A 19,115-nucleotide genomic window follows, 5' to 3' on the forward strand; every position below is an offset into this window, starting at 1 on the left:
TTATATTCTCACACCTATTACGCAAACGTCATCCACTTGGTCTAATTTATCTTTCCAATTTTCAAAGGTTTTATCAATTGCTGATTTTTGCTCTACCATTGACAAATTTTGAATGGAAAGTAATAATTCTTTAAAGGCTTTTGCTTTGTATTTTTTGCCTTTTGGACCACCAAACTGATCTGTGTATCCGTCTGAAAAAATATAAAAAACGTCTCCTTTGTTAAGTTGAATTTTATGTGTTTGATAAGGTTGAGGAGAATCAAACTTCCCTATGGGCTGCTTGTCCGCTTTTATTTCTTCTACTGTTGTTCCACCATTTCGAACAATCCATAAAGGGTTGTGAGCACCCGCATACTTTAGAACAGAATGAGAATGAGTGTTGAGCGCAAGTGAAACAAGTGCAATGTCCATTCCGTCTTTTACTTCTACCTCACTTTTTTCAAATTCCTTTATTACTATCTCTCTGCACTGATCTAAGATTTTGCCTGGCTCAAATATTTTGTATTCTCGTACAGCTCTGTTTAAAGCATTATTGCAAATCACACTTACCATGGCTCCGGGAACTCCATGTCCTGTACAATCTGCTGCAGCCAATAAAATGCCTTCAGTACCTGATGAATCTTTGAATGGCTCTAGCCAATAAAAATCACCTGCAACAATATCTTTAGGTTTATAGATGATAAAACATTCTTGCAGGCATTCATTTACTCTTTTATCAGATGGTAAAATTGCTTTTTGAATACTTTTTGCATAGGAAATACTATCTGTTATTTCTCTTAAAAGATTTTCTTTTTCAATATTGCTTTCCTCTAATTTGCCAATTGTAGCCGTTAATTCCTGTGTTCTTTCTTCAACCTGTTTTTCAAGCTCCTTTTGATGATTTCTCAATTTTTCTTGAATATGTGTTTCCACAATTTTAGAAGATGCCATGGCTGCAATAGTCGTCAGCATTTGAAGATCTTCTTCAGAGTAAAAATCTTTTTCAGGGTGTTCTGAATCTATGACACCAATTACTTTGCCTTCTGATAATATAGGTACTGCAATTTCAGATAAACGAGATGCGTCATCAATTTGATACCTGGCATCACTTGAAGTGTCAGAAATTAGCTCAGGTTTACCTGTTGCCGCAACATGACCACAAATTCCCTGACCCACCTTTAGTTTTATGGGATTGTCAATGTCAAAATCAATTGGATTCTTTGGCCCATGAGCAGCACGTTGAATTAAAAATTCATTGTTTTCATCAAATAGGTAAACAACGCAATCTATAAATCCAAGCTTTGCTATTGCGTGTTTCGCAACTCCCCATACAATTTCATCTACAGTAGAAAATTTTAATAGTTGTACAGCAAATGAATTAATCACCTCTAAATAATGTGACCTTTTTAATAAGTCACTCATTTCATGATTATTGGATTTAGCTGGCATGAGTTAAAAATAGCACAAATTGTATTGGGTTGAAAAATGAATGGGAAAAAAGCAGTCATTAATTTTTGATAAAAGCTTTATTGGAAAGGGTTTGTTCGCTGTGATCAATTAAATAGGATTGTTATATTAGGGTCATGTCGTACTTGAAAGAGGTAAATATTGAATGTGCGGAAATTGCTTTGCTTGATTCAGGGATAATACAAATTAGGTATAAAGCTGATTACGAAGTAGAGTTGAAAGATGTAATGGAGGTAGAAAAGGTCTTTATTGACTTTTCAGAGAGTGCTGAAATTTTTTGCTTAATGGACACATCTGGGAGGTTTAACATCTTTAGTAAAGAAGCTCAAAAATTTCTTTCAAATGAAGCATCAATTGTGAGGGAGAATAAGTTAAAAGGATCTGCGGTAGTCATTGATAATTTACCAAACAGGATAATCGCCCAATTCTTCTCAAAATTTTACAAGCCTCAATTTCCTATGAAAATATTTTCAAGTCAAGAGGAGGGGATGAAATGGCTAAGTATGTTGAAAGGGTGAAAGAGGAGATTGTATTTTCAAACTGGATTATCTTTTCTTTGATTTGTAATAATTCTTAATGTGTTTACTTAAAGCTTTTCCTTTCTGTTTTCTTTCAATCTCAGAAGATTCAAAATGTTCTTGTTCTTTTTGAAGTTGCATATAGTTATCGTAATCAGCTTGTGAGATTTCTCTATTTTCTAAAGCCTTTATAACTGCGCAACCAGATTCATTTAGATGTTTACAATCACTGAATTTACATGCAGATGCTATTTCAACAATGTTATCAAATGTTTCTTCAATTCCGGAAGATACCGAGACCATACCCACTTCTCGCATACCCGGGTTATCAATAATCATTGAGCCATTCTCAAGTACAACTAATTCTCGGTGACTTGTGGTGTGTTTTCCCCTTACAATGGTTTCACTTATGGCAGCCGTTTCCATCAATTTCTTTCCTGACAGTTTATTAAGTAAAGTACTTTTCCCAACTCCTGAAGAACCCAAAAGACAATAAGTTTGATTGGGTTTGAGGAATGCTAATAGTGATGCCAATCCTAAATCACTCTCACAACTAGTTATAATAATTGGAATGTTTGGAATTCTGTTATTAATCATTGACTTAAGTTCATCTCGTTTTTCACTTTCAATTAAGTCAATTTTATTTAATACAATAACCGCTTCTATCCTTGATTCAAGGACAATTGTAAGATACCTTTGAATTCTATTAATGCTAAAATCTCTATCCACAGCAACTATTATAAAAGCTGTGTCTATATTTGCTGCAATCAATTGCCTGTCACCTTCTTTTCCGACTGCTTTTCTTTCTAGTGTATTTAATCGAGGAAGAATATCGTAGATTATAGCCTGCCCTTCGTTGAACTCTTGAAAAACCACCCAGTCACCCACAGCCGGAAAATCACTCCTGCTCTCAGCTTTATATCGCATCTGGCCAAGAATTTCAGCATCATATTCTCCCTCCTTATTTTTAAGAATGTAACGTTCTTTATGCTCAAGTATAACTCTGCCAACACGAAAATCTTCATACCCATTTTCAATGCGGTATTTCTCCATTTCTTCAGTATAGCCTAAATTGAAAGTATTCATTTACGTAAAGTTAGTAAACATACAGAAAGCCTCTCCCGATAGCTATCGGGACTATTCTTCTTCTCTTTCTGTTCTCAGAGAATGGATTAATCTAAATTTTTAATCATAGTATATAGCATTCTTGAAAGTTCATCCGCTTGGTTTTCCAAATTAGCATAATCATCTTGAGAAATAATATTGTCATCTTTAAGAACATCAATTGCAGCAACGCATTCAAAGACAGAACTTCTTGTTATCACGAAAAAATTTCTTCGATCTCTTTTGGTGTATCTACCTGAACCTTCTGCAAGATTTAAAACAATACTGAATGATGCTCTTTTTAGTTGATCTTTTTCATACGATTCTAGTCTTTTACTAGCGGCAATTTCCTTTGCACTTTGGTGAAAAAGTTTAGCTTTTTTGTATACCTCGAGCTGTTGAAAATGAAATTTCATATCAATTAATTTTAGCGCGAGTTAAATGATTTTGAGAATGAGAAAGAAGAAAAACAGAAGAGAAGCCTCATTCTCATTCTGCTTCTCTTTCTGTTTTGTACTCGGAGCGGGACTTGAACCCGCACGTCCTAATGGACACAAGATTTTAAGTCTTGCGTGTCTACCAATTCCACCACCCGAGCAACCTCTTCCGAAGAAGAAATTTGTGGACTTCAGGCAGAAGTCCGTGGTTTGGCGAGCGGGAGACGGGGTTCGAACCCGCGACCTCGACCTTGGCAAGGTCGCGCTCTACCAGCTGAGCTACTCTCGCTTTTATCGTATACCGAATAAATTCGGCGTAAAGGCTTTCATTTCAATATTCCCTAAAAAAACACGTCAGTTTTCATTTTCGGGAGGGCAAATATAATACTTAAAAATAAATTCGAAAAAGAAACTTTAAGACTTTTTTCTCTTATGTTTCTTATGAAGGTTGTAAATCATTCCATCTGAGAGTCCTATCTTAGGAACAAACACCTCTTTAGACCCCAGTTTTTTAAAGATTTTTCTATAAATTTCAAATGCCGGAGCAATTACATCAGCTCTGTCTGGCTTTAATTTAAATTCTGACACACGCTTTTCAAGACTCATTTTTGAAATTTCGTCAGCTAAATCATTGAACTCTTTCATTCCAATTGGTTCTGCTGATTTTTTTCCAAGGAGCTTATGAATTTTATTGATATTTCCCCCTGTTGCAAATGTGATGTAATCAACATCTTTTTTGATGTATTGATCAATCCATTTGTCAACTTCTTCCCAGATGTCGGATTTAACTTTTTCTTTCAAAAGCCTAATTGTACCAACTGTAAAAGATTGTGAAGCTACTTTTTCCCCTTTTTTAAAGATGGAAACCTCCGTACTTCCTCCTCCAACATCAATTACAATAAATGGAGATTTGCTGTTAAACTCTAATAAGAAAAAGGTAGATAAAATCAATTTAGCTTCTTCAGCACCTTCAATGATTTCAATCTCTACACCTGTTTCCTTTTTAATTTTTTTCTTAATCTGCTTTCCGTTTTCTGCTTCTCGCATTGCAGATGTAGCACAAGCTCTCAATTCGTCAACGTTAAATACTTCCGCAATTAGTTTGAATGCCTGAATTGATTTTACAAATTCGGTGATTTTACTTTCAGATATTTTACCATTATCAAATACTTCCAAACCTAACCTAAGAGGAATACGGGTATATGATATCTTTTTGACGAAATGTTGGTCTCCTTCTTCTTCAACTTCTCCTATCAAAAGTCTCGCGGCATTTGTTCCAATGTCAATAGCTCCAAATCTACTCATTCAGTAATCTTGGCTTTATAGTATTTGTAAAGTTCTTTTTGCGAACTGAAAGGAATGTCATTTTGTCCCTTATATCGATCATTTTTTTGATCCTTATCTATAATTCGGGATTTTGTATTGTCTTTTAAAGCACTAAGCACTATTTCTTTCAATTCTTCTTGAATGTCCTGGTCATAAATTGGGGTAGTAACTTCAATTCTTCTGTCCAGATTTCTTCCCATCCAATCAGCTGAAGAGATAAAATATTTTTCATCACCTCCATTTGCAAAAATAATAATTCTTGAATGCTCTAGATATCTACCTACAACACTTCTCACTTCAATGTTTTCTGACAAGCCTTTTACACCCGGAACCAAACCACAAATCCCTCTAACTATGGCATGAATTTGCACACCGGCATTAGATGCTTCATACAATTTCTTAATCATTTTAGCATCAATGAGATTGTTGATTTTTAGATAGATGTAAGCGTCTTCGCCGTTTTGAGCATGCGTAATTTCCTGATCAATCAAACTATTAAGTTTTCTTCTGGTGTTAAATGGAGAAACCATTAACTCCCTGAAAACAGAACGGTCAAAGTTATTTTTGAAAATTTTAAATACTTTATCAACTTCTTTAGTAATGTTTGGATTGGCAGTCAACAAAGATACATCCGTATATACTTTTGCAGTCTTTTCATGGAAATTACCGGTTCCAATATGTGCTATTGATTGTGATTTTCCGCCCACTCTTCTTTTGATAATGAAAAGTTTAGAGTGTACTTTCAAGTTTTGAACACCAAACAATACAGTCACACCATTATCCTCTAAATAGTTTGACCATTTAATGTTATTTTTTTCATCAAATCTTGCCAGTAATTCAATTACCACAGCAACTCTTTTTCCATTTTTTGCAGCTGAAATAAGTGCATTAATGATTTGCGAATCTTTAGCAACCCTGTATAAATTGATTTTTATTGAAGTTACTTTTGGGTCAATTGCGGCTTCACGCAAAATATCAATTACATGCTGAAATCTTTGATACGGATATGATAACATGATGTCTTTTTCAACAATCTTATCCAGCATTGATTGGTTTTTTTCTACAAATGCAGGGTGTGATAAGGGTTCTGCTTTAGGAAATACAAACTCTTTTATTCCAAAGTCAGGAAATCCCATAAAGTCTTTAAAGTTATGATATCTACCTCCTGGAATAATATTTTCACCGGCTTCTAACCTTTGAACTTGCATTAAATAGGTAAGTAAATCTACTGGCATTGAAGCATCATATACAAATCTTACCGTGTCTCCTTCTTTACGCATTTCAACACTGTCCTGCATTTTTTCAAGGAAACTTTTAGAGATATCATCATCCAAATCTAACTCGGCATCTCGTGTAATTTTAAATGTATAAGCTTCTATTTTGTCAAATTCAAAAATGGTAAAGATGTTAGCTAAATGAAATCTGATAATATCATCTAACAAAATGAGTTTTTTAACCCCGTTTTCATTTTCGCTTGGGATGATATAAAATCTTGATACCGTATTGGGAATTTGAATCAAAGCATATTTCACTTTAGCTTTCTCAAAACTGGTCATCTTAATTGCCAGATAAATTCCTTTATCTTGTAGCTTTGGAAATGGACGCTTTGAAGAAAGCATAATAGGCACAATCTGAGGTCTTACTCTACTTTCGTAGTATTCAGAAATGTGCTTAATTTCTTCCTCTTTTAAGTGAGATTCGTTCGTCTGTAAAACGTGTTTTTCTTTAAGTAAACCCAGCAATTTTTCATAAGACAACATGAAAAGTCTTTGCTGCTCAATTACCTCATTTTTAATTTCTGTTAATAGTTTTCTTGGGCCTCCTTTAAAACCTTCCACTTTTTTAGTGCCCAATGCATCCATTCTTCTTAATGTTGCAACACGGACCCTGAAAAATTCATCAAGATTATTAGAGTAAATTCCTAAAAAACGAATGCGCTCAATTAGTGGATTGTTTTCATCAAGTGATTCTTGCAGTACGCGCTCGTTGAATGATAACCAGCTAAGTTCTCGGTTGTAAAGTTCCATTCGATTGTGAAGTAGGATTGCCTTAAAATAAAAATACCAGCTAATATCGTTTACTAGCTGGTATTTTCACCTCAAAAAACTATGTTTCCATGAAAAAACAGTTCAAAGTTAAGTCTTATATTTTAATGACCAAAATAATTGAGAAAAAAATTTAAAATTTATTGGATCAACAAATTGCAACCACGCAAATCTGCATTATCAAGTCTTCCTAAAACACTAAATCCATCTCCATTATACTTGCCCAAATCTTCTGTTTCAATGAATGAACAACTCCAGATATTTGCCAGGTCAATTACATTTATTCCTCCTGAACCTTCTTCAATTATTTCAAATGGATCATTGTATCTGCGCAATAAAATTTTCATCCAGGGTGGAGTATAAAAAATACCATCTCCGGAAGAATATGCCTGACTTAATAATTCAGTCATGCCGTATTCTGAATGAATGCTTTCTACTTTTAGTCCTTTAGAAAGTGTGGCATGTAATTCTTCCTTTGTCATTTCTTGTCTGCGACCTTTCATGCCTCCGGTTTCCATGATAATACATCCACTTAAATCAGCTTGATAGTTCTCAACTAAGTCAAGAAGCGCATAAGAAACTCCAATTAAGAGAATTTTTTTGTCGTTTTTTCTTCTGTTGATGACTTCCAACAATCTGTCTATATCGTTGAGAAAAAAACCACTTTCTTTATCTCTGCTCAACTGCATTAAATGATCAAACATGTAGATTAAAGAAGAGTTTTCATTTTCTAAATAATTGGGTAATAATCCTAAAATCAAATAGTCATCTATGGCACCATAAAATTGTTCAAACCCTTTAATAAATGATAACTGATAGATAGTTGGATCTACCAAATGATGTGTGCTTCTTGTTTGTCCGGTAGTGCCTGAACTTTTGAAAATAATTGAGGTAGGAGCTGTTGATGATTTTATTTCGTGATGCTTGAAAAATGAAATGGGTAAAAAAGGTATTTCTTTTATTGATTTAATCCCCGAAATATCTTTACCCAGCAAGTCTACATATTGACGATAAACGGTGTTGTTGTCATATTGAAATTGAAAAATTTTCAGTGCCAGATCTTCAAATGCATCAGCAGACTGAATTTGAAATATACTTTTCAAATCAAATGGTAATTTATGCGTCACTTGTTCGTTCATCTATTATTAGCTAAATTCGCCTATACTATATGAAGGTAAAGACAAAAATAGTCGTAAATGTATCAACTCTAATGATGGTTTGGCTATTTCTTGCTTGTTTTAAAAGTGAGGAGTACCCTTTGGAACCTATTATTTTAGATGCTTCGGCTGTGGTTTATGGTGATAGTGCCATGGTGTCTTTTGATTTCACTGATGGTGATGCAGATTTGGGATTACCTGTAGAAGATACTACTGGAATTCATCATCCTGATTCATTTTACTACAATAATATTTACCTTGAGTATTATGAAAAAGATGATAATTTGGGTTGGGTAAAGGGACTCAATTTGTCTGGGGATACCATTGTGTTTGGATATAGAATAAAACCCCTTGAAGTTTCAAGTAACACTAAAGGAATTAAAGGAAGAATTGATGTGATGGTTTCTCCACAATACAGAAACATTACTTCTTCTCAGTCTGACACAGTAAAGTTTGTCATCACTTTAATTGACAGGGCGCTTAATCAAAGCAACAAATTTGAAACTCCTGAACTAATTGCATTATAATTCAAAATTATTTACTGATACTTGCATAGTATGCTAATTTATTTACTCTCAAGGTCTGAAAGTTTATACACTACTAAACGTATTTTTCAGGCAGGAATTAATGGTAAACACAATATTCGCGTCATCAATTACATGGAATGTGACTTGTTGGTAGAACACGGAGAATATAAAGTGATTTACGAAAATGAAGAACTTATAACACCTGATTTTGTTATTCCCAGAATAGGTAGCTCAGTTACCTTTTATGGATGTACAGTTGTGAGACATTTTCAGATGATGGGTTCAAAAGTGTTGAATAAGCCTGAAGGGATTTTAAATTCTAGAGATAAGTTCAGAAGTCTTCAATTAATGGTGCAAGGTGGAATTCCAATTCCTAAAACATTTTTTTCAAATGACTTGTATTATGCTGAGCAGATGGTGAAAGATCATTTGGGATATCCATTTATAATGAAAGTGCTAGAAGGAACTCAGGGTCAGGGTGTGTTCTTAGTGAAAAATGAACAGGAAGCAGAAGCCCTTATTGATGAGCATGTGAGTAAAAAAACACGTGTGATTTTGCAGGAATTTATATCTGAATTTTCAGGGAAAGATATTAGGGTTATTGTGGTTTATGGAAAAGTGGTAGCTACCATGATGAGACAGGCCAAAGAAGGAGATTTTAGATCTAATATTCATGCAGGAGGTAGAGGGTTAATTGTTGAATTGACAGCAGAAGAGGAGCAAATTGCAATAAATTCCCTCAGTGTTTTGGGTCTTGATATGGGTGGAGTTGATATTTTAAGATCAGACAAAGGACCTATGGTGATTGAGGTGAATTCATCTCCAGGTTTTGAAGGAATAGAGGGAGTAACTAAAATTCCTGTTGCAGAAATGATGATGGAGTCTATTGAACAAAACTTTTAATCATGGAAATAGCAGGAGTTCATATTCCACCCGGTAAAAATATAACGGTAGATATTCCAATATTTAGATTGCCTACCAATACTCCTATTGATATAATTGCTCATGTTTTCAGGTCTAAGAATGAAGGTCCAACAATGTTGGTTCTTGGTGGAATTCATGGAGATGAATTAAATGGAGTTGAAATTGTTAAACGTGCTGAAAAAAGCAAGATGTTTCACAAGCTGCAAGCAGGAACAGTAATAGCTGTACCGCTTTTAAATGTTTTTGGATTCATCAATTTCTCCAGAGGGCTTCCTGATGGTAAGGATGTAAACAGAAGTTTTCCTGGAACGAAATCTGGCTCACTGGCTTCAAGAGTTGCTTATGCATTAACAAAGGAAATTTTACCACATGTTGATTTCGGAATTGATTTTCATACAGGTGGAAAGAGTATTTACAATTTCCCACAGTCACGTGCATATTCTGCAGATCCGGCAAGCATTCAGCTAGCAGAAGAGTTTGGAATGCCATGTTTTATTAAAGGAGGATTGCTTAATAAATCATTGCGTAAAACAGCCCATAAAATGGGAATTCCTATGATTGTTTTTGAGGGTGGAGAATCTTCAAGAATGGATGAGTTTTCAGTAGATGAAGCATTAAAGGGGATTCAAAGAGTGCTAGTAGCAAGAAATATGGTGCCGGCTAAAAAAGTTGCCTCAAATAAACCGATTGTGATTGAAAGAAGTATTTGGGTGCGCGCAAATAGATCTGGAATTTTTAGATGCATTAAACAATCAGGAGATTTCGTGAAAAAAGGAGATATCTTAGGTACTATTTCAGGACCTTTTGGAAATTTTGAAGTAAAGGTCAAAGCCAAAAATGACGGCTTTATATACGGACACAATAATTTACCGGTAATCTCTCAAGGAGATGCATTATTTCATATTGGAATTGTAGCGGTTACTTAAAATACCAGTAAGACTGCTGTTGATACAATTACTAATGTGATACTCACAACTAAGATTTTCTCTTTTAAAGAGATGTCAGACTTTGATTTGCTTTGAAACATTTGATCAAATACGTAGGTAACAACTTTAGTCATGTGTAAGAGTTTTAGTAGTTCATTTAAAAGTAAACTGACTTTTTATGGTCAAATTCTTTTACTCTAATTTACAACAGAAAGTTACTTGACTAAAATCTCTTTTCGACGATTGGAATAAAATACTCGGTAAGTGCCGGGAGGTAAATTGTGGAGGTCAACTGAGCTTCCATTCCCTCTTTTGAAAATGAGCTCATTTGAATCGTAAATTTCATAGGACACAAATGAACTGAACGTCAATATTTTATCTGTAGGATTGTATTGTAGCTTTACTTTTTTCTGCTTGAATTTTTTTGAAGTGATTGGATCAGAATATGCACTTTGACCATTAATTGTTGCTACAACAGCTCTGAATTGGTTTTCTCCGGGATGAATGTATTTTGAAACATTAAAAGTGACAGGAATTGAATCAGTGATATTAAAATTCTGATCAATTTTCACCCAACGATCCCATTTGAATTGTTCAATTTGAACCCATAATTTAAGGTCAGGATATACTTGCGACACTGTCCACTTAAGCGTGCTGTCGTTTTCAAATTCGAATGTCTTAACGGGTAAAATCTCCTTAGGCATGAAGTCATTAGGATTTAAAATTCTAAAATCACAACGCTCAGGATAATAGATTTGAACTTTTACAGATTGATACATATCTAGATCCAATTTGTTATTTATATCAATCTGATATCCTTCATAAAGTATATTCGGATAAACTTTACCGTTTACCGCTACTGAATCAAAACAATCACATTCATGCCATGGTTTGGTAACACCATCTCTGCACTGCACAGTTAGGTTCATCCCATTAAAAAAACCATTGAATTCGTAAATTTTTGACTGTGTATTTCCATCTTTTGTCCAGATTAAAAAAGCGAAAAAGGCAATTAAAGATGTTTTAATATGTGTAGAATAATCAGTCATTACAAAAGCATGTACAAATACTTGGCCGAAGTATAATTTACAATAAAAAGCGCATTACAGCATCATAAAACTCATCAGGTGATTCAGCATGCACCCAGTGTCCTGCATCATCTAAAGTGTGAATTTTAGAAAAAGGAAATTTGTGATGAATCTCATCATAATCTGATTCAAGAATGTAATTACTCTTAGCTCCTCGAATAAATAAAGTATCAGTATCTATAGTTTCAAATGGAATTTCAGAAATAATGTTAGGCATTTGCTCAACTAACACAGGTAAATTAATGCGCCATGCTAGCTGTCCTTTTTCTTTCCAATAAAGATTCTTAAGTAAGAATTGCCTAACGCCCCAATTATCAATTTTTTTAGCCAATTCTTGGTCTGCTTCTGTTCTTGATTTAATAGTATCAAGATCTAAAGACTCCAATCCCTCAATTATAATGTCGTGATGCATTGGGTATCCTTTGTGACTGATATCCGCAACAATCATTTTATCTATTAATTCAGGATATTTGGCAGCAAAACCAATGGCAGTTTTTCCTCCCATTGAATGACCCAAAATATTGATATTATTTTCTCCAAGATCTTCTACTAATTCATGAAAATCTTCAACCATCAAATCGTAATCAAACTCATCTGAGTGAGGAGAGTGGCCATGATTTCGTTGATCTACAAAATATACTTTAAAGTATTCTCCAAATTTTTTACCCAGCGTCTGCCAATTATCAGATGAACCAAACAATCCGTGCAAAATAAAAAGTGGTTTTCCTTCTCCTATTGTTCTGTAGTGTAGTTTCAAAGTAATAATTTTTTATACATGTTAATGGTGTTCTCTAATCCCAAATAAATGGCATCTGAGATTAAAGCATGTCCTATGGATACTTCTAGTAAATCTGTAATTTCATCTGCAAAAAACTCAAGATTCTCTAAACTTAAGTCATGACCGGCATTAATACCAAGTCCATTTTTAGTCGCAATGGCAGCTGATTCCTTATAAGGTGCTATTGCTGCTGCTTTGTCTTTTGAATAGTTGTGCGCATAAGGACCTGTGTAAAATTCAATTCTGTCAGCTCCAACTTTTGCAGCATTTTCAATCATTTTGGCATCAGTTTCTATAAATAGAGAAGTTCTAATTCCCATACTGTGCAGCCTTTGAATAACTTCAACCAAAAAATCGTAATTCTTAACCGTGTCCCATCCATTTTCTGATGTTAAAACATCCGGTGGGTCTGGAACCAATGTTGCTTGAGTTGGTTTTACATCCGCAATTATTTTCATGAATCTTTCATCCGGATATCCTTCAATATTGTATTCTGTAGTGATTAAAGGAGCTATATCATATACATCTTTTAACGTGATATGTCTTTCGTCCGGTCTTGGATGAATTGTAATTCCGTCTGCACCAAATAACTGGCAGTTTTTTGCAGCTTCAGTAACGCTTGGAGTGTTGCCTCCTCTGGCGTTTCTTAAAGTCGCAATTTTATTGATGTTAACACTTAATTTAGCTGACATTGTACTTGAATTCTTCAAAATTTGATTTCAAATTTATCATTGTTAGTACAATTAATAGTTACTTTAGTCGATATAATTAATAAGACATCTCACAACATTAATGAGAGCAGGAGAGTTGATATCAGAAATAATCCCACCACTTAAGTCATCAGAAACTGGTGAAAAAGCAATGGGCTGGATGGATGAGTTACGTGTAAGTCATCTTCCGGTGGTTGATGGACACGATTATAAAGGATTAATCTCTGAGAATGATATTTATGATATGGCAGACCCGTCTTTTAAGATAAAAGACAGTTTTCCAAATCTTCCAAAACCCTTCATTTATTCAGATCAACATGTATATGATGTGATGAAAATGATTGCGGACCTTAAAATCACTGTGGTGCCCATTTTAGATGAAAACAATCATTATATAGGATGTACTGATTTATTGTTTTTAATGTCTCAAATTACTGCTGTAAACTCTATTAAAGAGCCAGGTAGTATTTTGGTTTTAATCATGAATACGCATGATTATTCATTAACTCAAATTGCGAGAATAGTTGAAGAAAACAATGCTAAAGTGTTGAGTTCTTTTATTACTTCTAAAGAAGAGAGTACTGAAATTGAGGTGACTTTGAAAATCAATAGTGAAAACATTGACCGTATTATTCAAACCTTTAACAGATACAACTACACCATTAAAGCAACTTTCCAAAAAGGAGCTTTTCAGGATGATTTGAAGAGAAGGTATGATGAGTTGATGAACTATTTGAAAATGTAAGTATGCGAGTAGGAATTTACGGAAAGGCTTTTGACGATTCGTTCATCCCCAACATCCAGGTGTTGTTTAACACTATGAAATTATTTGGTTGGGAAGTAACCGTATATGAACCATTTCTCGCTTTTTTACGTCCCAGAATTTCAATGGATATTGATCCTAACGATTTTAACAAGTTTGTAGATATTAAGGATAATATTGACATCCTTTTAAGTATTGGAGGGGACGGAACATTTCTTGAAACTATTCACATTGTAAGAGATAGTGGAATTCCAATTTTAGGTATCAATACAGGAAGATTAGGGTTCTTGGCTTCAACTTCCAGAGATAATATTAAATCTTCTTTGCAAGACATTAAAGATGGTAAGTACAGATTACAAACAAGATCTTTACTAACACTTGAAACAGAAGATAATCTCTTTGGTGAAGACAATTTTGCTTTGAATGAGCTGACAGTTCACAAAAAGGAGACTTCTTCAATGATCACCATCCACACATATATCGGTGATTTGTATTTGAACAGTTATTGGGCTGATGGATTGATTGTAGCCACACCAACAGGATCAACAGCTTATTCATTGAGTTGTGGAGGGCCTATTATTGTTCCGGGAGCAACCGATTTTGTGATCACTCCAATTGCACCACATAATTTAAACGTTCGTCCGGTTGTAGTACCTGACTCAAGAACTATCCGCCTTAAAATTGAAGGTAGAGGTCAAAATTATCTTTGCTCACTTGATTCTAGATCAGTAACCATTGATTCTGCAATTGAATTAGTGGTTAGAAAAACAGAATTTGAAATCAATGTGATTCAAACTGAAGGGCAAAACTTCCTTAATACAATCCGCAACAAAATGATGTGGGGACTGGATAGAAGAAACTAAGTCCATTTCTTTTTTACCGCATTATTATCTCCATGTTAAAACATCTTTTTGGTTGAAAATCAATCAACAATGAAACGCTCTGTTACTCAGTAAAAAATCCTTCCTTCAAAATAAAATAGTTAATAACTATGAAAACTATTTGTAAATTTTTTGAAGAAGGTAACTACCTTTTACTCTAAAGAATAACAAAGCAAAAACTCTTTGACATAATCTATGGCGAAAAAAACCACTACTAAACAGAAAAAGATATTCGTGCTCGACACATCAGTGCTTTTGTTTGATCACGACTCTATCAACAATTTTGAAGACAATGATGTTGCAATTCCTATCACCGTATTGGAAGAGTTGGACAACTTCAAAGTAGGTAATGATACCAAAAACTTCCAGGCCAGAGAAGTAATTCGATCTCTGGATAAACTTTCGGGAACCACAGGGATAAATGACTGGGTAAGCCTTGGAAGAAGAAAAGGTAAGATCAAAATTGTAATGTCCAACCTTGTAAATGGACGAGATGCCGAAAAAGTATACGGTCACGGTAAAAACGATCACAAAATAATCAATGCAGCTATAACACTTGCAGACACCGAAAAGGATAAGCATGTGGTGATGGTGACAAAAGACATCAACTTAAGATTAAAGGCAAAAGCGATTGGTCTTACATCAGAAGATTACCTGACAGGTAAAGTAAAAGATGTCAAGAAAATGGCGGACGGTTTTCCTGTTTTGGAGGATATTGATTCGGCTGTTATCAATGAATTATATAAAAAAGGTAAGATTGAAGAAAATGGCGTGTTAGGTCAGCAAAAGCAAGCCAATGGTTACTACATATTAAAAAGTGGTAAAGATTCAGTTTTAACCAGATATGATGCGGCTGATGAAATGATTGAAAGAGTAGAGAAGGAGTACATCTACAGCATCAAACCAAGAAATGCAGAACAAGCATTTGCCGTTAACGCCCTTTTAAATGATGAAATCAAACTGGTGGCCTTACAAGGAGTCGCCGGAACAGGAAAAACGCTTTTGGCTCTAGCTTCTGCTTTAGAGCAAAAAAACAAGTACAGTCAAATCATTTTAGCGCGTCCTATTATTCCTTTAAGTAATAGAGATATTGGATATTTACCTGGTGATGCAGAGGATAAAATTTCTCCCTACATGCAGCCATTGTGGGACAACTTGAAATTCATCAAAAGCCAGTTTAAATCAACAGAGAAAAAACACAAGGTCTTGGATGAAATGGAAAAATCCGGCGAGTTGTCAATTACTGCTTTAGCTTTTATCAGAGGACGTTCATTGTCAAATGTGATGTTCATTATTGATGAGGCGCAGAATCTAACTCCTCACGAGATAAAGACAATTATTACGCGTGCAGGTCAGGGGACAAAAGTTGTGTTTACAGGAGATATCAACCAAATTGATACACCATACATGGACGAAGAATCTAATGGTTTAACTTATTTGATTGATAGGTTGAAAGGGCATCCGCTATTTGCAAGTGTGAGACTTGAAAAAGGTGAAAGATCTGAATTGGCGAATTTGGCCAATGAATTGTTGTAGGCTGTCACTTTTCTAAACAGTCTTTCGTCTCATTGTTATGATGAGATGGATTTACACATTGTTGCTTTTTGTTTCACATTTTACTGTTGCACAAACTCCATTACATTTTGTAGAGTTAGGGGCTGAACCCGCTCAATGTAGATTGTATAATTACCAAAGTGGAAATGGTGTTGTGTATGCTGCAGTGGCTGGTGGTGTACCCAGTTATGATTACGTGTGGATAAATATCAATACTACGGATAGCACAACCAATAGTACTTGGGGTGGTTTAAATCCAGGATGGTATACCATTAAAGTAACAGATGCAGTTGGAGATACATTGGTAGATTCTGTTTATGTGGACTCCTTGAATCCGCATTCATCATTTGACATAAGTTCTAATCAACCTTTTACTGGTTTAAGTGGTTTGGTAATAGGGGAGGCGCCGCTTGCAGTTGATCTGGAAATTACCAATCAGCAGTGGTTAGCGTATCCGAATTGGCCTATGTTTGATAATAGATTTTTTAGATGGAAATTAGGCAATCAGGGCTGGACAGATAGTTTGTCATTGGCGGATGCATTTCAACAAAACATGCATTTTAATACCCAATCAATACAAGAAGTTTGTTTGGCGGTATGGAATAAAAACAGCTGCGCAGATACCTCTTGTGTTTCGTTTAATATTCTTTTTCCCTCATCCTTCGTGAGTGGGCCAAATACTTTGGCAACTATTTCTTCAAATAAATCGCAGAATCAAATTACAGTATTTTTGGAAGAAGAGGGCCAGTATGAATTTCTAATCTATTCTTCTCAGGGAATTTTGTTAGAAAATCACACTATTGATGAACTATGCAATGTTTTGCCTTTTTACAAGTCTTCAGGAAATTATATATACCAACTTAAGAATAAGTTGACCGGTGAGGTACTTGAAGCCTCTCAATTCCTATTCTAAAAATTCACTCCCGTGTGAAATATAAATCCGAAGTGACTTTTGAAACCCGTTGAGGTGTTTACAAAATCTCTTGAGTATTGATCTGGATAATAGTTGATTCCGGGTTGTAAAACGATACTGAGTGAAAAGGTTTTTCCAAATGAAAAAATCACGCCTCCTTCAGCTCCCAATGTTAGGGTGTTGATATAATCTAATTGGTTGTATGTGTAAGTAGAAAAACCACCAATATTAGGAGTGAGCCAAAAATCTTCCTTTACCCAATTAGGAAAATATTTGTGTAAAACAATTGTTGCTCCGGTTTGTGAAATACCGGGAGCGGGTTTGTAAAATCTGTAATTGACAATAGATCTTATTTGTATACTAAACAGATTTTCAAATCTATATTCATAGTTGATAGGAACAATGTTTACTTCCAGTGCTTTGATAGTGTCATATGGTTCAGCTAAAAAGGAAGGTTGAATTCCAATGTAGTGATGTTTGCCCATAACATTTTGACTTTTCACAATAAATGAAAAGCTAATGATAATCAAGAGTAGTAGACCTTTTTTAATCATATCTTGCCTACAAATATACCAACTGAATTCATTCATTATCTTTGTGCTCCAAATTTGAATTATCATGCCAAAAAATTTTGTAGAAGAATTAAGATGGAGAGGAATGTTACAAGACATCATTCCCGGAACTGAAGAACTTTTAGAAAAAGAAGTTGTTACCGGTTATGTTGGTTTTGATCCTACTGCAGATTCATTGCATGTTGGAAGCATGATTCCAATTTTATTGTTGATGCATTTACAAAAAGCCGGTCATAAGCCAATTGCTTTGGTTGGTGGTGCGACAGGGATGGTAGGTGATCCTTCTGGAAAATCAGATGAAAGAAATTTGTTGGACGAGGAGACGCTTAACAAAAATGTTGCTGGAGTAAAAGCGCAGTTAGAACAATTCTTAGATTTTAATTGTGGCGAAAATTCTGCCGTTTTGGTGAATAATTACGATTGGATGAAGGAATGGTCGTTTTTAGAGTTTATCAGAGATATTGGAAAGCACATTACAGTTAATTACATGAGTGCTAAAGATTCTGTGAAAAAGAGAATTGAAACCGGAATTTCTTTCACAGAGTTTTCGTACCAATTGGTTCAGGGTTATGATTTCTTGCATTTACATGAAAATATGGGATGCAAATTACAAATGGGTGGTTCAGATCAATGGGGAAATATAACTACTGGTACTGAGATTATCAGACGTAAAGTACAAGGTGATGCTTATGCTTTTACTTGTCCTTTAATGACAAAAGCAGATGGTGGCAAGTTTGGAAAAACTGAATCAGGTACTGTTTGGTTAGATCCAAATAGAACTTCTCCTTTTCAATTTTATCAGTTTTGGATCAATACTACTGATGCAGATGCAGGTAAATACATTAGAACTTTTACTTTTTTGGATAAAGAAACAATTGAAGGTTTAGAAGCTAAACATGCCGAAGCTCCTCATGAAAGATTATTACAGAAAACTTTAGCAGAAGAGATTACCAAAATGGTTCACGGACAAACTGGATTAGATCAGGCAGTAAAAGCAACAAGTATTCTTTTTAATAAAAATGCCACTATTCAAGAGCTTTTGAATGAGATGTCTTTGAATGATTTATTAAGCAGTATGCAAGGGGTTGTTCAAGCAAATGTTAGTAAAGAGGATGTGGCTAAAGGAATTGGGATTATTGATGCTTTGTCTGCTAAAACAGGATTTTTAAAATCTAACGGTGAAGCTAGAAGAGAATTAAAAGGAAATGCCATTTCTGTTAATCGAGAAAAAGTAACAGAAGATTATGTGATCACAAATGATGATCTAATTAATGATCAAGTGGTGCTGTTATCGCACGGTAAAAAGAAGAATTACGTGATAATTGTTCAGTAAAAACCGAAAAAACATAGTTGAAAAATTAACACGAGTTATAGTTAGTGTTAAATATCAATACAAATATAAACACTTTAACGGTCCTCAAAGCCTTCTATTTAATCGTTTTAGCA

The 19,115-nt window shown here is 34.6% G+C and carries 20 protein-coding genes and 2 tRNA genes; 9 read left to right on the top strand and 13 right to left on the bottom strand.

From position 1 onward, the window contains the following. Positions 1-1,401 carry a GAF domain-containing SpoIIE family protein phosphatase gene (locus K6119_RS15305; protein WP_221833075.1) on the bottom strand — a complete coding sequence of 467 codons (1,401 nt, stop codon included), beginning with the start codon at positions 1,399-1,401 and terminating at the stop codon, positions 1-3. Between the two features lie 161 nt (positions 1,402-1,562). Here K6119_RS15305 and K6119_RS15310 point away from each other — a divergent pair, with 161 nt between their 5' ends. Beyond that, positions 1,563-1,964: a DUF7793 family protein gene (locus tag K6119_RS15310; RefSeq protein ID WP_221833076.1), complete on the top strand. Its 402-nt coding sequence runs from the start codon at positions 1,563-1,565 to the stop codon at positions 1,962-1,964. Between the two features lie 27 nt (positions 1,965-1,991). Here K6119_RS15310 and rsgA read toward each other — a convergent pair whose 3' ends face one another. The 7 genes from rsgA to K6119_RS15345 form a co-directional block, all read right to left on the bottom strand. Continuing rightward, positions 1,992-3,050: a ribosome small subunit-dependent GTPase A gene (gene rsgA / locus K6119_RS15315; protein WP_221833079.1), complete on the bottom strand. Its 1,059-nt coding sequence runs from the start codon at positions 3,048-3,050 to the stop codon at positions 1,992-1,994. A gap of 86 nt (positions 3,051-3,136) precedes the next feature. Then, positions 3,137-3,484, bottom strand: coding sequence for a four helix bundle protein (locus K6119_RS15320; protein ID WP_221833081.1), 348 nt, complete (start codon positions 3,482-3,484; stop codon positions 3,137-3,139). 98 nt (positions 3,485-3,582) lie between these two features. Further along, positions 3,583-3,666 (bottom strand) — tRNA-Leu (locus tag K6119_RS15325). A gap of 55 nt (positions 3,667-3,721) precedes the next feature. Further along, positions 3,722-3,794, bottom strand: a tRNA-Gly gene (locus K6119_RS15330). A 125-nt stretch (positions 3,795-3,919) separates the two neighbouring features. Next, the gene (locus K6119_RS15335; protein ID WP_221833082.1) at positions 3,920-4,810 is read right to left on the bottom strand and encodes a Ppx/GppA phosphatase family protein; all 891 of its coding nucleotides are present in this window, start codon (positions 4,808-4,810) and stop codon (positions 3,920-3,922) included. Then, the gene (gene ppk1 / locus K6119_RS15340; RefSeq protein WP_221833083.1) at positions 4,807-6,858 is read right to left on the bottom strand and encodes a polyphosphate kinase 1; all 2,052 of its coding nucleotides are present in this window, start codon (positions 6,856-6,858) and stop codon (positions 4,807-4,809) included. The genes K6119_RS15335 and ppk1 overlap by 4 nt, the downstream gene beginning before the upstream one ends. Before the next feature lie 158 nt (positions 6,859-7,016). After that, entirely contained in the window at positions 7,017-8,015 is a 999-nt protein-coding gene (locus tag K6119_RS15345; RefSeq protein ID WP_221833084.1) for a long-chain-fatty-acid--protein ligase, read from the bottom strand. A 29-nt stretch (positions 8,016-8,044) separates the two neighbouring features. Here K6119_RS15345 and K6119_RS15350 point away from each other — a divergent pair, with 29 nt between their 5' ends. Genes K6119_RS15350 through K6119_RS15360 form a run of 3 tightly spaced genes read left to right on the top strand, consistent with a single transcriptional unit; the run spans position 8,045 to position 10,410 of the window. Next, positions 8,045-8,560 (top strand): hypothetical protein, encoded by a 516-nt coding sequence (locus tag K6119_RS15350; RefSeq protein WP_221833085.1) that lies wholly within the window; start codon positions 8,045-8,047, stop codon positions 8,558-8,560. A gap of 30 nt (positions 8,561-8,590) precedes the next feature. Then, positions 8,591-9,463 (top strand): ATP-grasp domain-containing protein, encoded by an 873-nt coding sequence (locus K6119_RS15355; RefSeq protein WP_221833086.1) that lies wholly within the window; start codon positions 8,591-8,593, stop codon positions 9,461-9,463. Between the two features lie 2 nt (positions 9,464-9,465). After that, on the top strand, positions 9,466-10,410 hold the full coding sequence (locus tag K6119_RS15360; RefSeq protein ID WP_221833087.1) for a succinylglutamate desuccinylase/aspartoacylase family protein: 945 nt from the start codon (positions 9,466-9,468) through the stop codon (positions 10,408-10,410). On the opposite strand, the gene K6119_RS15365 is transcribed toward K6119_RS15360, so the two are convergent. The 4 genes from K6119_RS15365 to K6119_RS15380 form a co-directional block, all read right to left on the bottom strand. Beyond that, positions 10,407-10,544, bottom strand: coding sequence for a hypothetical protein (locus K6119_RS15365; RefSeq protein WP_221833088.1), 138 nt, complete (start codon positions 10,542-10,544; stop codon positions 10,407-10,409). The genes K6119_RS15360 and K6119_RS15365 overlap by 4 nt on opposite strands. Positions 10,545-10,625: 81 nt before the next feature. Further along, positions 10,626-11,459 (bottom strand): hypothetical protein, encoded by an 834-nt coding sequence (locus tag K6119_RS15370; RefSeq protein WP_221833089.1) that lies wholly within the window; start codon positions 11,457-11,459, stop codon positions 10,626-10,628. A 37-nt stretch (positions 11,460-11,496) separates the two neighbouring features. Further along, the gene (locus K6119_RS15375; RefSeq protein WP_221833091.1) at positions 11,497-12,255 is read right to left on the bottom strand and encodes an alpha/beta fold hydrolase; all 759 of its coding nucleotides are present in this window, start codon (positions 12,253-12,255) and stop codon (positions 11,497-11,499) included. Beyond that, the gene (locus K6119_RS15380) at positions 12,252-12,968 is read right to left on the bottom strand and encodes a pyridoxine 5'-phosphate synthase (protein WP_221833093.1); all 717 of its coding nucleotides are present in this window, start codon (positions 12,966-12,968) and stop codon (positions 12,252-12,254) included. Before K6119_RS15380 ends, K6119_RS15375 begins: the two co-directional genes overlap by 4 nt. Before the next feature lie 100 nt (positions 12,969-13,068). On the opposite strand from K6119_RS15380, the gene K6119_RS15385 reads away from it, so the two are divergent. The 4 genes from K6119_RS15385 to K6119_RS15400 all read left to right on the top strand — a co-directional run bounded on the left by K6119_RS15385 (position 13,069) and on the right by K6119_RS15400 (position 17,097). Next, positions 13,069-13,731: a CBS domain-containing protein gene (locus tag K6119_RS15385; protein ID WP_221833095.1), complete on the top strand. Its 663-nt coding sequence runs from the start codon at positions 13,069-13,071 to the stop codon at positions 13,729-13,731. A gap of 2 nt (positions 13,732-13,733) precedes the next feature. Next, on the top strand, positions 13,734-14,612 hold the full coding sequence (locus K6119_RS15390; RefSeq protein WP_221833097.1) for an NAD kinase: 879 nt from the start codon (positions 13,734-13,736) through the stop codon (positions 14,610-14,612). A gap of 213 nt (positions 14,613-14,825) precedes the next feature. Continuing rightward, the gene (locus tag K6119_RS15395) at positions 14,826-16,166 is read left to right on the top strand and encodes a PhoH family protein (RefSeq protein ID WP_221833099.1); all 1,341 of its coding nucleotides are present in this window, start codon (positions 14,826-14,828) and stop codon (positions 16,164-16,166) included. Between the two features lie 37 nt (positions 16,167-16,203). Then, complete coding sequence (locus K6119_RS15400; RefSeq protein WP_237828037.1) at positions 16,204-17,097, top strand: hypothetical protein; 894 nt, start codon at positions 16,204-16,206, stop codon at positions 17,095-17,097. Here K6119_RS15400 and K6119_RS15405 read toward each other — a convergent pair. Then, complete coding sequence (locus K6119_RS15405; protein WP_221833103.1) at positions 17,094-17,717, bottom strand: hypothetical protein; 624 nt, start codon at positions 17,715-17,717, stop codon at positions 17,094-17,096. The two genes, K6119_RS15400 and K6119_RS15405, sit on opposite strands and share 4 nt — an antisense overlap. Here K6119_RS15405 and tyrS point away from each other — a divergent pair. Further along, on the top strand, positions 17,716-19,002 hold the full coding sequence (tyrS, locus tag K6119_RS15410) for a tyrosine--tRNA ligase (protein ID WP_221833105.1): 1,287 nt from the start codon (positions 17,716-17,718) through the stop codon (positions 19,000-19,002). The genes K6119_RS15405 and tyrS overlap by 2 nt on opposite strands. The last annotated feature ends 113 nt before the right edge of the window (positions 19,003-19,115 follow it).

The organism is Paracrocinitomix mangrovi, assembly GCF_019740355.2.
Classification (GTDB): Bacteria; Bacteroidota; Bacteroidia; order Flavobacteriales_D; family Crocinitomicaceae; genus Paracrocinitomix; species Paracrocinitomix mangrovi.

Bases quoted from the DNA above. Each gene is read 5' to 3' on its own strand.
- K6119_RS15305 (WP_221833075.1), bottom strand. From the start codon at position 1,401: ATGAGTGACTTATTAAAAAGGTCACATTATTTAGAGGTGATTAATTCA.
- K6119_RS15310 (WP_221833076.1), top strand. From the start codon at position 1,563: ATGTCGTACTTGAAAGAGGTAAATATTGAATGTGCGGAAATTGCTTTG.
- rsgA (WP_221833079.1), bottom strand. From the start codon at position 3,050: ATGAATACTTTCAATTTAGGCTATACTGAAGAAATGGAGAAATACCGC.
- K6119_RS15320 (WP_221833081.1), bottom strand. From the start codon at position 3,484: ATGAAATTTCATTTTCAACAGCTCGAGGTATACAAAAAAGCTAAACTT.
- K6119_RS15335 (WP_221833082.1), bottom strand. From the start codon at position 4,810: ATGAGTAGATTTGGAGCTATTGACATTGGAACAAATGCCGCGAGACTT.
- ppk1 (WP_221833083.1), bottom strand. From the start codon at position 6,858: ATGGAACTTTACAACCGAGAACTTAGCTGGTTATCATTCAACGAGCGC.
- K6119_RS15345 (WP_221833084.1), bottom strand. From the start codon at position 8,015: ATGAACGAACAAGTGACGCATAAATTACCATTTGATTTGAAAAGTATA.
- K6119_RS15350 (WP_221833085.1), top strand. From the start codon at position 8,045: ATGAAGGTAAAGACAAAAATAGTCGTAAATGTATCAACTCTAATGATG.
- K6119_RS15355 (WP_221833086.1), top strand. From the start codon at position 8,591: ATGCTAATTTATTTACTCTCAAGGTCTGAAAGTTTATACACTACTAAA.
- K6119_RS15360 (WP_221833087.1), top strand. From the start codon at position 9,466: ATGGAAATAGCAGGAGTTCATATTCCACCCGGTAAAAATATAACGGTA.
- K6119_RS15365 (WP_221833088.1), bottom strand. From the start codon at position 10,544: ATGACTAAAGTTGTTACCTACGTATTTGATCAAATGTTTCAAAGCAAA.
- K6119_RS15370 (WP_221833089.1), bottom strand. From the start codon at position 11,459: ATGACTGATTATTCTACACATATTAAAACATCTTTAATTGCCTTTTTC.
- K6119_RS15380 (WP_221833093.1), bottom strand. From the start codon at position 12,968: ATGTCAGCTAAATTAAGTGTTAACATCAATAAAATTGCGACTTTAAGA.
- K6119_RS15385 (WP_221833095.1), top strand. From the start codon at position 13,069: ATGAGAGCAGGAGAGTTGATATCAGAAATAATCCCACCACTTAAGTCA.
- K6119_RS15390 (WP_221833097.1), top strand. From the start codon at position 13,734: ATGCGAGTAGGAATTTACGGAAAGGCTTTTGACGATTCGTTCATCCCC.
- K6119_RS15395 (WP_221833099.1), top strand. From the start codon at position 14,826: ATGGCGAAAAAAACCACTACTAAACAGAAAAAGATATTCGTGCTCGAC.
- K6119_RS15400 (WP_237828037.1), top strand. From the start codon at position 16,204: ATGATGAGATGGATTTACACATTGTTGCTTTTTGTTTCACATTTTACT.
- tyrS (WP_221833105.1), top strand. From the start codon at position 17,716: ATGCCAAAAAATTTTGTAGAAGAATTAAGATGGAGAGGAATGTTACAA.
- K6119_RS15405 (WP_221833103.1), bottom strand. From the start codon at position 17,717: ATGATAATTCAAATTTGGAGCACAAAGATAATGAATGAATTCAGTTGG.